The 14,787-nt window shown below is 60.8% G+C and carries 14 protein-coding genes; 9 read left to right on the top strand and 5 right to left on the bottom strand.

Annotation, left to right across the window (positions count from 1 at the left end; genetic code table 11):
• Positions 1-4: 4 nt before the first annotated feature.
• From ACT3UA_RS15075 to ACT3UA_RS15110, 8 genes are all read left to right on the top strand, one after another.
• The gene (locus ACT3UA_RS15075; protein WP_105553529.1) at positions 5-895 is read left to right on the top strand and encodes an ABC transporter permease; all 891 of its coding nucleotides are present in this window, start codon (positions 5-7) and stop codon (positions 893-895) included.
• 38 nt (positions 896-933) lie between these two features.
• Positions 934-2,556 carry an ABC transporter ATP-binding protein gene (locus tag ACT3UA_RS15080; RefSeq protein ID WP_096285675.1) on the top strand — a complete coding sequence of 541 codons (1,623 nt, stop codon included), beginning with the start codon at positions 934-936 and terminating at the stop codon, positions 2,554-2,556.
• Between the two features lie 50 nt (positions 2,557-2,606).
• On the top strand, positions 2,607-3,830 hold the full coding sequence (locus ACT3UA_RS15085; protein ID WP_096285673.1) for an acyl-CoA dehydrogenase family protein: 1,224 nt from the start codon (positions 2,607-2,609) through the stop codon (positions 3,828-3,830).
• Between the two features lies 1 nt (position 3,831).
• Positions 3,832-5,244 (top strand): NtaA/DmoA family FMN-dependent monooxygenase, encoded by a 1,413-nt coding sequence (locus tag ACT3UA_RS15090; protein ID WP_444617153.1) that lies wholly within the window; start codon positions 3,832-3,834, stop codon positions 5,242-5,244.
• 78 nt (positions 5,245-5,322) lie between these two features.
• A complete protein-coding gene (locus tag ACT3UA_RS15095) occupies positions 5,323-5,739 on the top strand; it encodes a CoA-binding protein (RefSeq protein WP_444617155.1) in 417 nt (138 codons plus the stop codon).
• Positions 5,740-5,825: 86 nt separating this feature from the next.
• Positions 5,826-6,242 (top strand): MmcQ/YjbR family DNA-binding protein, encoded by a 417-nt coding sequence (locus ACT3UA_RS15100; RefSeq protein ID WP_444617157.1) that lies wholly within the window; start codon positions 5,826-5,828, stop codon positions 6,240-6,242.
• Between the two features lie 5 nt (positions 6,243-6,247).
• On the top strand, positions 6,248-6,571 hold the full coding sequence (locus ACT3UA_RS15105) for a putative quinol monooxygenase (RefSeq protein WP_176484151.1): 324 nt from the start codon (positions 6,248-6,250) through the stop codon (positions 6,569-6,571).
• A 159-nt stretch (positions 6,572-6,730) separates the two neighbouring features.
• A complete protein-coding gene (locus tag ACT3UA_RS15110; protein WP_444617168.1) occupies positions 6,731-8,092 on the top strand; it encodes an FAD-dependent oxidoreductase in 1,362 nt (453 codons plus the stop codon).
• A 70-nt stretch (positions 8,093-8,162) separates the two neighbouring features.
• On the opposite strand, the gene ACT3UA_RS15115 is transcribed toward ACT3UA_RS15110, so the two are convergent.
• Positions 8,163-10,391, bottom strand: coding sequence for a 5'-nucleotidase C-terminal domain-containing protein (locus ACT3UA_RS15115; RefSeq protein ID WP_444617159.1), 2,229 nt, complete (start codon positions 10,389-10,391; stop codon positions 8,163-8,165).
• 192 nt (positions 10,392-10,583) lie between these two features.
• Between ACT3UA_RS15115 and ACT3UA_RS15120 the strand changes: the two genes are divergently transcribed.
• Entirely contained in the window at positions 10,584-10,940 is a 357-nt protein-coding gene (locus ACT3UA_RS15120) for a zinc ribbon domain-containing protein YjdM (RefSeq protein WP_096285659.1), read from the top strand.
• A 4-nt stretch (positions 10,941-10,944) separates the two neighbouring features.
• Here the strand turns inward: ACT3UA_RS15120 and ACT3UA_RS15125 are convergent, their stop codons facing one another.
• From ACT3UA_RS15125 to ACT3UA_RS15140, 4 genes are all read right to left on the bottom strand, one after another.
• The gene (locus ACT3UA_RS15125; protein ID WP_096285657.1) at positions 10,945-11,151 is read right to left on the bottom strand and encodes a hypothetical protein; all 207 of its coding nucleotides are present in this window, start codon (positions 11,149-11,151) and stop codon (positions 10,945-10,947) included.
• A gap of 169 nt (positions 11,152-11,320) precedes the next feature.
• Entirely contained in the window at positions 11,321-12,028 is a 708-nt protein-coding gene (locus ACT3UA_RS15130; protein WP_444617162.1) for a GmrSD restriction endonuclease domain-containing protein, read from the bottom strand.
• 1,124 nt (positions 12,029-13,152) lie between these two features.
• Entirely contained in the window at positions 13,153-13,353 is a 201-nt protein-coding gene (locus ACT3UA_RS15135; RefSeq protein WP_096285651.1) for a hypothetical protein, read from the bottom strand.
• Positions 13,354-13,425: 72 nt separating this feature from the next.
• Complete coding sequence (locus tag ACT3UA_RS15140; RefSeq protein WP_444617164.1) at positions 13,426-14,526, bottom strand: siderophore-interacting protein; 1,101 nt, start codon at positions 14,524-14,526, stop codon at positions 13,426-13,428.
• Positions 14,527-14,787: the final 261 nt, after the last annotated feature.

Raw genomic sequence — 14,787 nt, forward strand, 5'->3', positions numbered from 1 at the left:
GATCATGAGTCTTTTGACCGAACGAGGCAACCCGGCCGTGGAGCTGGCCCCTGGCAGCGCGCTCCAACCGGAGCATGGCGCCACGCCCAGAACCACGCTGCTTGGCTGGTTGCGGAACTGGTGGGTGCTCCTCCCGCTGGCGCTCCTGCTCGCCTGGGCGGTATTGCCGGGGCTGTTCACCGGACAGGACCCGCTCACCGGGGTGCCGCAGCAGAAGCTCGCGGAACCGTCGCTGGCTCATCCCTTCGGAACCGACCACCTGGGGCGCGACGTCTATGCCCGGGTGGTCCACGGCACCAGCCAGACGCTGCTGACCGCCGGGCTGGCCTGCCTGATCGGCAGCGTGGTGGGCAGCCTGCTGGGTCTGCTCGCCGCCACCGCCGGCCGTTTCGCCGACTCGGTCGCGATGCGGTTCGTCGACGTGGTGCTGGCGGTGCCGGCCTTCCTGATCGCGCTGATCCTGGTCACCGCGACCGAACCCGGTCCATTCTCGCTGGGGCTCGGCGTGGGCATCGCCTCGATCGCGGCCTTCGCACGGCTTGTCCGCACCGAGGTGCTGCGCGTACGTTCGCGCGACTTCGTGCAGGCGGCGCTGATGAGCGGTGGCGGCTACCTCACCGTGCTGCGCCGCCATATCATCCCGCATGTGATCGGCCCGGTGCTCGCCCTCTTGGCGGTCGACCTGGGGGCGGCGATCCTGGCGATCTCCGGGCTTGGTTTCCTGGGGTTCGGCTCGCCGCCGCCAACACCCGAATGGGGGCTGCTGATCTCCGAAGGCCGCCAATACCTCACCGTCGCCTGGTGGCTGACCACCCTGCCGGGGCTGGTGATCGTCGCGGCAGTGATGCTCACCGCCGTGCTCGGCCGCGCAATCAACAAGGCATTCCGCTTCTAACCGGCACCGGGTACCCAAATTTGTGAAGGGATCAGATTATGACTACCAAGAACACCGGCACCAACCCGGTCGTGCGCATCGAGGATCTTTCGGTGCGGTACGCCCAAGGCACCCTCGCCGCGCAGGGGATCAACCTCGAAATCCCGGCCGGGCAGATCGTGGCAATCGTTGGCGAATCGGGTTCGGGGAAATCGACGCTGACCAAGGCGCTGATCGGGCTGCTTCCCCAGGACGCCAGCACCACCGGCAGCATCCGCTTTGGCGGCACCGAAGTCACCGCGCTGAGCTTGCGTCAATGGCGCGATATCCGGGGCGCCGGTATCGGGCTGGTCCCGCAGGACCCGGGCGCCTCGCTTGACCCGGTGAAGACCATCGGCTCGCAGCTCATCGAGGTGTTCCGCCTGCACCCGACCCGTTCGGTGCCCAAGAACCGGTGGCGTGAAAAAGCCATCGAACTGCTCGGCAGCGTCGGGATCGACCGGGCGGAGCAACGCCTGAGCCAGTACCCGCACGAGCTATCCGGCGGGCTGAAGCAACGCGTGCTGATCGCCATCGCCTTCGCGCTGAATCCGCAGCTGCTGATCGCCGACGAGCCAACCAGCGCACTGGATGTCACCGTGCAGCGCACGGTGCTTGAAGTCTTCGTGTCCCTGGCCCGGCAGAAGGGGACCACCGTCCTGTTCGTCACCCACGACCTCGCCGTAGCTACCGACATTGCCGACCGGGTGCTGGTGATGAACGGTGGCGAGGTGCTCGAAGACCGTTCGGTCCGCGAGCTGATTGCCAGCAGCACCAATGACTACACCAAGGCCCTGCTCGATCAGGCGTACGCCACCAACCAGCGCCGAGACACGGCCGAAATCAGCGACGTGGCGATTCGCGTGACGGACCTCGGCAAGGAGTTCGGCCAGGGCTCCAAGGCACATCAGGCGGTCCAGCAGGTCAGCTTCGAGGTGGCTCGCGGCACAACCTTCTCGCTGGTTGGAGAGTCGGGATCAGGAAAGTCGACGACTGCCAAAATCATCATGGGGCTGCTTGGCGCAAGCCAGGGCAGCGTCGAGGTGAACGGCCAGGACATCAGCTCAATCGGCGGCAAGCAGCGCTATGCGTTGTGGCGCGAGGCGCAACTGGTTTACCAGAACCCCGACTCGGCTCTGGACCCCCGCCAATCGGTCCGTTCGGTCATCCAAGAGCCGATGCGCAACTACAAGCTTGGCGATGCCGCCTGGCGCGAAGCACGCACGAGCGAGCTGATGGCGCAGGTGAATCTCGCCCCGGAACTGGCCGGCAAGCGCTCGCCGGAACTTTCCGGGGGCCAGCGCCAACGCGTGGCCATCGCCCGCGCCCTGGCCAGCGGCGCGAAGATCCTGGTCCTCGACGAAGCATTGAGCGCGCTCGATGTGCTCACCCAGGAACAAATCCTCAACTTGCTCGATCGGCTCCAGACCGAACAGCAATTGACCTACCTGTTCATCTCCCATGACCTGCACGTGGTCGAACGGATCAGCCACCGGGTGGGCGTGATGCGCCGCGGCGAACTGGTGGAAACCGGAACCGTCGAGCAGGTGTTCTCCAACCCCCGCCATGAATACACGCGCACCCTGCTCGCGGCGAACCCCGGCGCGGTGCTGCGCGAATTCGAGCACCTGCGCAGCGCCTGAACGGCAGAATCATCCCAGACAGATTTCCAGTGAAAAGGAATGAGAAGCACATGAGCATTGACCTCAGCCAAACCCTGAGCCCCGAAGCCACCTACCAGCGCCTGGCTGAGCGTTTCGCTCCGGTCTTCGCCCGCGTGGGCGAAGGCGCTACGCAGCGCGAGCAGCAGCGGATCCTGCCCTTCGAGCAGGTGCAGTGGCTCAAGGACGCCGGCTTCACCACGTTGCGTGTGCCGCGCAGCCACGGCGGGGAACCGGTCAGCCACGAGCACCTTTTCCGGCTGCTGATCGAATTGGCCTCCGCGGATTCGAACGTCGCCCACCTGCTGCGCAGCCACTTTTCCTTTGTCGAAACCATCGCGCTGCAGCCCCAAGAATTCCAGGACCGCTGGTTCCCCCGCGTGCTCGCCGGCCAGATCTTCGGCAATGCGGCCACCGAACGAGGCGGCAATGCGCTGGGAACCACCAACACCCGTTTGAGCCAGAGAGCTGGAGGCTGGGTGCTCAACGGCGAAAAGTACTACACCACCGGCTCGATCTTCGCCGATTGGGTGGTCGTGATGGCCTCCACCGACGGAGTCGAAGGGCGCCAGTACGCGATCGTTGACCGCCACGGCGAAGGGGTGGAGATCCTTGACGATTGGGATGGCTTCGGCCAGCCGCTGACCGGTACCGGAACCGGCATTTTCACCGATGTTCCCGTTGATGAGGCAAATATCCTGCAACGCAAGGTCGCCTCCACGCTGGAGCCCGCGTTCTTCCAGCTTTGCCTGCTCGCGGTACTCGTCGGCATCGGCAAGGCAGCCCGCGACGAGGCCGCCCGCATCGTGGAAACTCGCACCCGGACCTTCAACACCGGCTCCGGAGAATTGTTCCGCAACGATCCGCAGATTCAGGAACTGGTGGGCCGGCTTGCGGCGAACGTATACGCCGCGGAAGCTATTGTGGTCACCGCGGCCCGCGAACTGGATGCCGCCCACGACCCGGCGCTGAACCTGGATGACGAAGCCGCCTTCCTGCGCGCGGAGATCGCGGTGCAGCAGGCACACGTCGTCACGCCCAAGCTGGTGCTTGATGCGACGAGCGAGCTATTCGACGTCACCGGCGCCTCGGCGGTGTCCACCAGCAAGTCGCTGGACCGCTACTGGCGCAACGCACGCACCGTCGCCACGCACAATCCAGTGGCATTCAAGGCCCGCTCGGTAGGCGACTACTTCATCAATGGCACGATTCCGACCGGCCTGAACTCAATCGGCGAAGCCAAGGGAGCAAAGTAAAATGGGTACCTTCGAAACACGGCCACGCTTCATCCTCTCGGCATTCCTGATGAATACTTCTAGCCATATCCTCGGCGGAATGTGGCGTCATCCGGAAGCGCAGCAGGACCGGTTCCATGAGCTGGGACTTTGGGTGGATCTGGCCAAGAAGCTCGAAGTTGCGAAATTCGACAACCTGTTCTTCGCCGACGTGGCCGGACTGTACGCAGATCACGAGGGCGGTTGGGCCTCCCTGGCACGCAAGGGAATGCAAATCCCGAGCCACGACCCGCTGGTGCTGCTTTCGGCGCTAGCCGCCAGCACCAAGGAGATCGGGCTGGCTATGACCAGTTCGGTCGTCCAGTCCCACCCATTCCAATTCGCACGCCAGATCTCCACGCTGGACCATCTCTCCCAAGGACGCGTGGCATGGAATATCGTGACCAGCGTGCTGGAGAACTCGCACCGCAATTTCGGCGCGAAGAACCTCATGGCCCACGACGACCGTTATGGGTGGGCCGAGGAATACGTCGATGCCGCCTACAAGCTCTGGGAAGGCTCATGGGAAGACGATGCGCTGAAAGCCGACAAGGAATCCGGGATTTACGCCGATCCGGCGCGCATTAACAAGATCAATCACCGCGGCGAGATCTATTCGATCGATGGCCCGCATCAGGCGATTCCCAGCGCCCAGCGCACACCATTCCTCTTCCAAGCGGGATCATCGCCTCGTGGAAGCCAGTTCGCAGCCACCCATGCGGAGGCGACGTTCCTCTTCGCCCCGCATCCGGCGTATGTGGCCAAAAAGGTCGCCTCGTTGACGCAGAACCTCAACGCCGCGGGCCGAAGCCGCGAGGATCTCAAGGTCTTTGCAGGTCTTTCCTTCGTGGTCGGTTCCACCGAGGCGGAGGCCAAAGCGCTGGAAACCGAATACGACCAGTACCTTGATCCGCATGCGATCATCGCTCACATCGGTGGCGGCATCGGCGTGGATTTGGGCGGGTTGGATTTGGACACCCCGCTGGGCGAGGTGAAAACCGAGGGCGCCCAAGGAGTCCTGGAAGCCGCGCTGGCTTCCACCCCGGGCCGCAACCCGACACTGCGCGACCTCGCGCACTACCGGGCCAAAGCCCAGCAGATTGTGGGAACCCCGGAACAGATCACCGACAAGCTGCTCGAATGGCAGGATGCGGGGATCGACGGGCTGAATGTCATCAACCACATTTTGCCGGGCTCCTATGACAACTTCATCGAGGGGCTGCTTCCCGAGCTGCAGCGTCGCGGATTAGCACAGACCGAATATGCTCCGGGTAGCCTGCGTGCGAAGGTTTTTGGACGCGGAGACAAGCTTCCGGAGAACCACCCCGCGGCGCAGTACCGTGGCGCCTTCGGAGAGTTCTCCGCGACGAACACCGAAACGGCGCTCCAGCATTAGAACGCAAACCGTTTAGGCCGCCGGGGCAGGCTGTGCACCGGCGGTCTTTACGTATCCATTCCCTGTAGGGTGACGAGCATGGACGAAAATCAGGTTAATGATCCCGAGCTCATCCGCCGGTTATTGACGACTCCGGCACGCTGGGCGGTGGTGGGTTTGAGCGCCAACCCGCATCGCGTGGCGCCGTCGATTGCCCGGTACCTGCGCGACGAGTTGGGCATGGAGATCGTTCCGGTGTCCTTGCGCGCAGAGAATGCGCTCGGCGAACAAGGCTATGCCAAGCTCGCCGATATCCCAGGAAAGATCGATGTGGTGAACTGCTTTGTGAACTCGCATAAGGTGGGTGACGTTGTCGACCAGGCGATCAGCGTTGGAGCGTCAGCCATCTGGATGCAATTGGGCGTCAGAGACGACGCGGCTGCTCAACGGGCCAAGGATGCCGGCCTGGAAGTTGTCATGGATACCTGCCCGAAAATTGAGTATCCGCTGCTCTGAAAAGTAGACCTCGCCAAAGTCCGGCCGGGAAAACTTGGGTACCGTGGCAGGCAGCAACCCAGAGCCGTAAATGAAGGGGCAAATCGATGGCCGAAGCTTCGAGTGAAGAAATCCACGAACGGTGGCGCGCCCTCTGCCTGGAGCTGCCCGGGGCATTTGAGGACCACCCTTTTGGTGAAGACAGCACCGTGTTCAAGGTTGCCGGCCGCGACCGCGCAAAAGCCAAGATGTTCGGGCTGCTCATGGTGCACCGAGGCGAGGTGCTGCTGAACCTCAAATGCGAACCCGCGATCGCAGACCAGCTGCGCAGCGAATATGACGAGATCATTCCCGGATATCACATGAGCAAAAAACACTGGAATTCGGTGCGTCCGGGGTTGGAGCCGCAGCACCTGCGGGAACTTGTTGAGGACTCCTACGACCTGGTGATCGAAGGCATGCCGAGGCGTGACCGAGAATTCATCCGCATGCAAACAAAAATTGCGCACGAATCGCTAGACTGACTTACATGTACTTCATCGTCGTTAAATATCAGGTAAAGCCGGAATTTTCCGAAAGCTTCATGTCCCACGTTGCACAGTTCACCCAGGCTACCCGTGCCGAGGAAGGCAACATGTGGTTCGACTGGTCGCGAAGTGTCGAGGACGCGAACCAATACGTTCTCGTCGAGGCCTTCCGCGATGACGAAGCCGCAGCGGCTCACGTTAACTCGGAGCACTTCGCAGCCGGGCTTGAGTCGATGCGTCCATTGCTCGTTGAGACCCCAAAGATCATCTCGCGCAAGATCGAAGGCGAAGACTGGGACGAAATGGGCGAGCTCCAGATCGGCTAGCCTTGCAGGCAGCGAAGCGGCGCGGCGCGTAGTTGGAAGAAGTTCCAACTACGGGCCGCGCCTTTCCTATTCCCCGAGTCCATGGGTTGCTTTGGAGCTACGCACGGAGAAGACTCGGAGTGGAAGCAGAAAACCAATTGTGAGGATGTGGTTGTGGCTATGGAACTTGATGTCATTGTCATTGGCTGGGGCAAGGGCGGCAAAACTCTCGCCGGAACGCTAGCCCGCGCAGGACAACGGGTGGCTATCGTTGAGCAGTCGACGTCGATGTATGGCGGCACCTGCATCAACATTGGATGCGTTCCAACGAAGACCTTGATCCATGACGCGGAACAGCATCGGGGCAATAGGGCAGATGCCCACTACTTCTACAAATCGGTCGAACGCCGCGACGAACTCACCGCGAAGATGCGCCAAAAGAACTTCTCGATGCTGAACGATCTGGACTCCGTTCTGGTGCTCACGGGCAGGGCCAGTTTCACCGGCCCGCACAGCATCAAGGTGGAAGGCGGCGAGGAGGTACTAGAGCTCAGCGCCCCGAGGATCGTCATCAACACCGGGGCGCTACCTTCCGTTCCGCCTATCAGCGGCGCGGAAATTGGCGGGCGAATCCACGATTCAACGACCCTGCAACATGCGGAATTCCCGGCCAAGCTTCTTGTGGTGGGCGGTGGTTACGTGGGGCTGGAATTCGCTTCCATGTTTGCGCAATTCGGTGCGGAGGTGACCGTACTGGATCGCGGAGCGCGGCCATTGAAGCGCGAAGACGAAGACGTTGCCGCCGAGGTGGCCTCGGCTCTATCTGATGCCGGAGTGAACATCCTCGATTCCGCCAGTGTCACCTCGATGCGTCAGGATGCCGAAAGTGTCACGGTGACCTATCAACGCGACGGACGGCAGCGGAGCATCGAAGCCGACGCGGTGCTCCTGGCACTTGGACGAACACCTGCCACCCAGGGGCTGAACTTGGCGACGACCAACGTTCGTCTGGGCGAAAGGGGCGAGATCAAGGTTGATAAGCATTTGGCCACCAGCTCGGAGGGGATCTACGCATTGGGCGATGTCATCGGAGGACCGCAGTTCACCTACACCTCATTAGATGACCAGCGGATCCTCAAAGACCAGTTCTTGGGGGAGGGTGTACGGAACCTCGAAGACCGGGTGGCGGTGCCAACCACCATGTTCAGCACCCCGCCCCTGGCCCGGGTAGGTCTCAGCGAAAACCAGGGGCGTGCCCAAGGACTGGACATTAAGGTGGCAGTGAAAAAAGTTGCCGATATCGCGGCGATGCCACGGCCGAAAATTGTGCGGGATCCGCGAGGCATCATCAAATTTGTGGTGGATCGAAACAGCGACCAGATACTTGGTGCGGCGCTGATGCACGTAGACGCACAGGAAGTCATCAACCTGGTGGCGCTAGCCATGCGCTCCGGGATCACCGCCAGCACGCTGCGCGACTCGATTTTCACCCACCCCTCTTCGACCGAGGCCCTGAACGAGGTATTAGCAGAGTTTGACTAGTGCGTAGTTCCTGAAAGGCCAACGGCACCCCGGATGGATTCCGGGGTGCCGTTGGCCTGTGCGCTCCTGCTTAGTGGGTGTTCTTCTTGCGGCTGCGAATCACCAGCAAGATGATTCCGGCGACCAGCACCACCCCTGCGGCGATGCCGATCCAGCTAGTGGCGAACCCGGTGTCCGCCAGAGAGTCCTTGTCGCGAGGCTGCTCGCTAGGCGACTGCTTGGTGTCCTCGGAAGGTGTTGCGCTTGGCGACTGCGACGGACTTTGCGATGGCTCCTCGCTTGGGCTCTGCGAAGGTTCCTCGGTCGGTTCGGCGCTCGGAGTCGGCTCCGCGGCCGACTCGATTACGGTGAAGTCCACCGAGATGTCCTCGCGCTGCACCTGGGAGAGAACCAGCGAGTTTGCCCCTAGCTTGGCATCGGCTGGAACGGCAAGCTCGAAGGAGGTCTTGCCTTCCGCATCCGCGGCAGGGATATCATCTACTACCAATTCGCCGTCGAAGGCGGTGGCTGTTACTTCTGCCCCTTCTTCGAGGCCCATCACGGAGACCTGAGCGCCTTCACCGGGAACGATCTCGGAAGGCGAAATCTCCACGCTGGCCCAGTCGGTACCCGACAAGGTGGCGCGGCCCAATGGTGCTGGGGAAACTACGTCGTGGGATTTGAAGTAGTTCACGGTTGCGTCCAGATCAATTTGGCCGCTGTCCGTGTGGCCGGTGCCTTCAGCAAAGGCGGCGAAGTTATCGCCACCGGTTGCGAGGAACGCGTTGGCCGCGACCGTGAAGGATGCGCTCTCATCAAGTGGCTCACCGTTGAAGGTGATGTCCTTGATATGCTCGCCGGCAGCTGCATCTTCAACGTAGGTGTATTCCAATCCCTCGGAGATGCCCAGATGCAGTTTGGTACGTTCCGAGCCTTCCGGCTGCCATTGCTGCTCCAAGGCCTCACGGATCTGCTCTCCGGTCATCTCGAAGGTGATCAACGTGTTGGCAAAGGGCTGGACGTCGGCGGCGGCCTTGTAGGTCACCGTGCCATCTTGGCCGTAGAGCAGATCGGCGCGCAGGCCGCCTGGGTTCATGAAGGCGATCTCCGCCGGCTCTCCGGCGAAGTTCTCGTTCGAGGTGGCCCACAGGTGGATGTCTGCCACGGTGTTTCCCAGTGTCGACTCGATACCGCGGTCGGATCCCGGTTCTTCGCCGCCGCGCAGGATGTCCTCGGAAATCTGGCCGACCTTCACGCTGCCGACTTCTTCCGACTTGTCTACTGCTTCATCGACAATGGCCTGGACCTCGGCATTTGCCTCGAAGTTTGGCGACCAATCGCCATTGGCATCTTCAGTTGCCAGCGGGACGAGTTCGGTTGCACTCTCAACGACGTCACCGGTGGTGGCGTCGAGCTCTAGGGAAACCTTGCCCAAGGTGGTGCCGTACTGATGCGACTGGATGACCGATCGGCCCGCAATATCGCAGTTATAGGCCTGATGCGTGTGGCCGGAGAAGATCGCATCGATCTCCGGGCTGGCATCGCGGATGAGCGTGCCGTAGTCGCTGTCCTCGTCGGCGATAACCTCGCAGGTATCGTTCTCCGAGCCGTTGTGAGTCAGTAGGACCAGGACGTCGGCTTCGCCGTTGGCCTCGTCGCCATCGGAAAGCTGGGCCGCGACTCGATTAGCCGCTTCCAATTCACTTCCGAAGTCAAGGGAGGAGATACCGTTCGGGCTGACCAGCGAAGGGACATCGGCGGTGACGGTGCCGATGATTCCAACGCGCAGCCCGTCCACCTCGCGGATCGCGTATTCACGCAAGGCGGGATTCTTGGTCCCCTTGTCATAGACGTTGGCGCCAAGCGCGAAGTCGGCGCCATCCGCACCGGATTGCTGCCCGTAGCGTTCGATGACGCGGTCGCTGAGGTCCTCGTATCCGCCGTCGAACTCATGATTGCCCACCGCTGCGGCGTCCAACCCGCCGGCGACAAGCGAATCGATGGTCGGTTCATCTTCTTGAGAAGCGGAGGCGAAGGTTGAAGCTCCGATGTTATCCCCGGCCGAGACGAACAAGGTGTTCGGGTTCGCTGCGCGTTGGGCATCGACGGCGCCGGCCAAGACCGCGGCGCCTGCCGAATCCCGGTCGGCTGCGATACGGCCATGGAAATCGTTGATCCCGATAAGGTCGAGACTGACATTTTCGCCAGCAGCGGGTGCTTCCGTCGCGGTTGCCTGAGCGGCAATTGCGCCCGAGGTGAGCAGGGACAATGCGGCTAGCGAAGCTAGTCCAGTGTTCCTTATCTGCTTGAATGCAGACATAGATCCTCCTAGTAGTGTGCGAGTGACATGCATCATGTCTATCGCATGCAGGTGAACCTGTCGATGACTTCTCGTGAAATTTGTCCATCTATATGGAAATTACGCCGTTTCCGGTGCGGGCGGTGCCTGCCGGTTCGCCGCTTGACCCTCCAGGGTGCGGGCGCCGATCACCAGCATTGATAAGCTATTTTCATGAGTGAAACCTTGCCGCCGTGCCCCGAATGCTCTAGCGAATACACCTATGCCATGGACTCGCTACTTGTCTGCCCCGAATGCGCGCACGAATGGAATGCGCACATTGCTGGGGAGGGGGGCAACAATGCCGCAGGCGCCGAAATAAAGGATGCCGTGGGCAATGTCTTGCAGGATGGCGACTCGGTGACCATTGTGAAGACCATGAAAGTTAAGGGAGCGCAGGCTGCGCTGAAGTCTGGAACCAAGGTGCGTAATATCAGGCTGACTCCGGGCAGCGGTGACCATGATATCTTCGCCAAGGTCGATGGCTTCGGTCCCATGGAACTGAAGTCTTCCATCGTAAAGAAAGCCTAGTTCGCTAGACCTTTCGGCGGCGCGGATCGCCGGCGGTTACTTCGGATCTATCCAGCGTGCTGGTCACCAGAATCATTGCCGAGACAATGAACATCAGCGATGAGGTCACCCAGCAGGCGGTCGCGATCTCGCGTTGCTGGACGTCCAGGGCGAGCATGAAGACGCAGACGCTGGCGGCTAGAAGTATCGAGCCGAGCAGTCGTGCCTTCATGGTGCACCAGTTTCTGTTGATTCGTGTTCGTCGCGCCATGAGCTATTCCCAAAACGCTGGACTAATACAATTCTGCCACAGGTTCACCGATTTGAATATAAAACTTTTGGTGCAATTACGGCCTATTGCCCTCATCCTTTTGTATGATGGCGAGGCGATTGCCTGAGTTTTACAGGCATGACCTGAGGACTTTGGCAATGGAAATGTGCTCAGCCGGGGTCATCCACGCGCCATATTTTGCCTTCACCTGAGTTTGGCGTGAAACGTAAGCACAGCGGAAGCTCTTGTTTGGTGGAAGCCAGGTAGCTGCATCCTTGTCACCTTTGGAGGCATTTGCCGACCCATCCGAGGCAAGAAGGTTCAACGGGTCATTGGCGAATTCGAGCCGAGTCTGTGCGTCCCATTTCTGTGCGCCCTTTTGCCACGCATCAGACAACGCGACTACGTGATCAATCTGGACTTCGGAGCTGGTTCCTTGCCCGCGCCGGAACTCAATGGTTTCTCCCGTATACGGATCATGGAAGATGCCGCTGAGCACCACGCAGTCGACCCGTGCCGGCTTGAAGGCAACATCTTCCAGATCGCGGGCCAAGATATCGTTTCGTGCATCGCAGCCGTTGCGGTCCGGGTCCTTCCAGCCTTTGCCGAATAGATCCCGTGCATATCCGGTTTTCGGCGCTCGCCCCTTGCGATCGATCTGTTCAAGCAGCGTGAGGGATTTGGCGAACTCTTCTTTGTCGCCCAGTGTGGTTGCCGTCTGGGCAGCAGGCTCGGAGACCAAGTCTGAAAGCTCAAATGATCCCAGCGACGCGCAAGCACCCACGGCAAGGGTGGCGGCTACCAGCGTGATGGAAATAATTCGTCGCGATAAGCGCATGCCCGGGGAGTTCTCCTGCTTCGGTATTGATTAGGTGGATTTGTCCTCCACCGGTAGAACTCTATTCGTTGCTACCGACAAGTCGAGGGGTTCACCTGCGTGTTCATTTGTGAGATGTTTCGAGCCGCGATCTAGAGGGAGTAATTAGTAGAGAACTCCTGATCTGACACACCTTGTCTTGAATCGTTCAGACCCACGGTCATTCGAATGCTTCACTGCATTGGAATTTGGACAGGTGGGCGTTGGCGAACGAAACGTCTCTGCCTCGATCGGCAATTCGGTTCTGCCGTTGAGCTCCACATCAGACTTCCGAGTTGGAGAAACGGATCGCCCTTGATTAGCGCAGCGAGAGGCCCGAATTGCAGGTCACGGTCCGGAACTTCGCCCGATAGCTAGTTGGCGGGTGCAGTTTCCACGTTCTTGTTCCCCCGCCAGCAATTCCTTGGTCCATTGCACGAGATCATGGTTCAACGGTGAATTTTCTCCGACGAGCCCCAGATGATCCAGCCCGTCATATTCGCGTTAGAGCAGATCGCTTCCGGCTGCGCACGCGTCGAATAGTCGAGAGCTGGTGGACAGCGCGGCGGGTACGTCTTTGCCGAAGAAGCGCAACTGTGAGATGTGCTCGACAGCGGAGCGGGCCGATGAGTTCTGTTGCGCGGCGATCTCCAACTCGGGGTAGATCTTCTCCCAGGCGGAGGCAATATGGCTGGTGACGATCTTTCCCTAAGCCTCGTCCTTGAATCCTGTCGCAAGTCGAGTCAGGTCCGTTGCCGGAGCCATTCCGGCAGTATCGAGTACCTCCAGTTCAGGAGCATATCTCTCGGCACGAGCCGCACCGAAAAGGGCCGCATGACCGCCTGTGCATCGCTGGAATAGAGCCATGCGGTGGCGGCGCCGGTGGCAAGCAGAAGCACGAGGCAGCCGGCGGGAGCAAAGGTGAGCCCCGTCTGTCCCAGCAGGGAAGCCACCGAGGAGTCTTGGGAAGCCGGTGTTCAAAAGTTTCGCAAAGACGGTGCAGTCCCAGGAGAACTAGCCACCCGCAAAAGCTGCGCCGAGTACCCAAAGCGATGGCCGGGGCCAGATGATGACCAGAACCGAACCAAATAATCCAACCAGCACGGTCAGTGCGCCACGCACCGGCTGCTTACCTGCCACGCGGCCGGTAGGCGCATTAGGTCGGTGAGAATCGACCCCGAGCACAGCAAGAGGACGATGAGCGATACGGAAGTTGCCGAGTCGGTTATCAGCGCAAGCCCGATAACGACCAATAGCAACCCGCCGATGGCGCTGAGCAGTCGCCGGGCGCGGGGGAGCCGAGCCATCGATTGATCCTCGCTTCGCTTCGAAAAGATACCGCTCCCTACGGTGACGTCCAGTGACCTGCGGCGCTAACGCTAGCGCCGCAGCGTCCAGTACGAAGAAACGTGGACGTACTTCTTATTCAGGCCCCATTGGGCGGTGATATTCGAGATGGCTTTCGCGGTGGATCGTTCGGCGTGCGCCATCACGCTTGTCCCGGGGTTGGGTTGACCCAGCGCAAGAAGCGCCGGAGGGAGCAGATCGCTGGTTCCGGGGCGTAGGCCGTCTCGGTGCAGCCAGCGCAGTTCGATCCCGGCGGGATGCTCGATTTCAAACTCGCTCGCGGCCCCGGCCACTTCCAGCAGCGCAATTCCTTGCGCATCCGCACGCAGCATACTCAAAGCCACGGAAACGGCCGGAATTCCCGCCTCGTCGGCTGCGAACAGATAATTCCCGGCCTTCGAGCTCGGCGTGAATTTGCCACGTGGGTCCGAGATTACCAGTGGGTCTCCCGGCAGTACCTTGGCGGCCCACGAACCGCCATAACCACGGTCTCCATGCACCACGAAGTCAATGGCCAGCTCTTCTGCCGACCGGTCGACCCAGCGGATGGTGTAGGAACGTGAGCGTGGAACCTGCTCGCGGGGCAGCCGGTGGCGCAATGCCTTCAAATCGTAGGGGGCGGTGAGCCCCAGTTCGCGATCGGCAAAGTACACCTTGACGTACTGATCCGCCTTGCCGTTCGGGCGGAATCCGGCAAGTCGATCGGCTCCGGCGATCACCCGGATCATTTCCGAACTCAAATGCTTCACGCGTTTAACCGTCAACACGTGTTGGCCCATGCCGTGGCTGAGAGGAGTTGGCTCGGTGAGTTCGGGGCGGGGCGTCTTATTCTCGGAGTTCTCGCCGGGATATATGTCCTGCCTCCCGTGAACGCTCTTGCCTAACACGCGTCGTGCCGCGGCCAATGCTGCCGCAGCTCCGGCGCGTTCGGCGGCCTGGAGCAGTTCGTCGGTCTGTTGCTCGGAAAGCTCGAGCCCTTCATGCTGCGCGTTCTTCAGTTCCTTCTTGGCTATCTTGTAGCCGAGTTTGCCGCCTGCCCTTTCGGCACGATTGACCGCCTGCAGGATGAAATGCTCAGGTGCGGACACGACCAGTTGTGGAGTGTGCTTGCTGTATCTGTGATGCTTTGACACGACCTGTGCTCCCGACTCTTGCGTCCACTGGAAATGTTCTTGATCCGAGTGTGCGCTGTCTGGAGGGAGCAAACAAGCCCCACAGGGAAGGCAAGGCAAGGTTCCGCAACGACTCCCAGCGGTCCTGTCTTTCGAATGCGCCAATTTCGCTCAAGGATGACGGACTTCAAAGGGGCAAAAATTCTTAGCCCCGCTCAAGGCATTTCCTGAGACTTAGCCGAAAGCTATCTGGAATAGGTAGCCAGATGAAGAGCGCCTGCC

The sequence above is a fragment of the Glutamicibacter sp. 363 genome (assembly GCF_052379505.1).
GTDB lineage: Bacteria > Actinomycetota > Actinomycetes > Actinomycetales > Micrococcaceae > Glutamicibacter.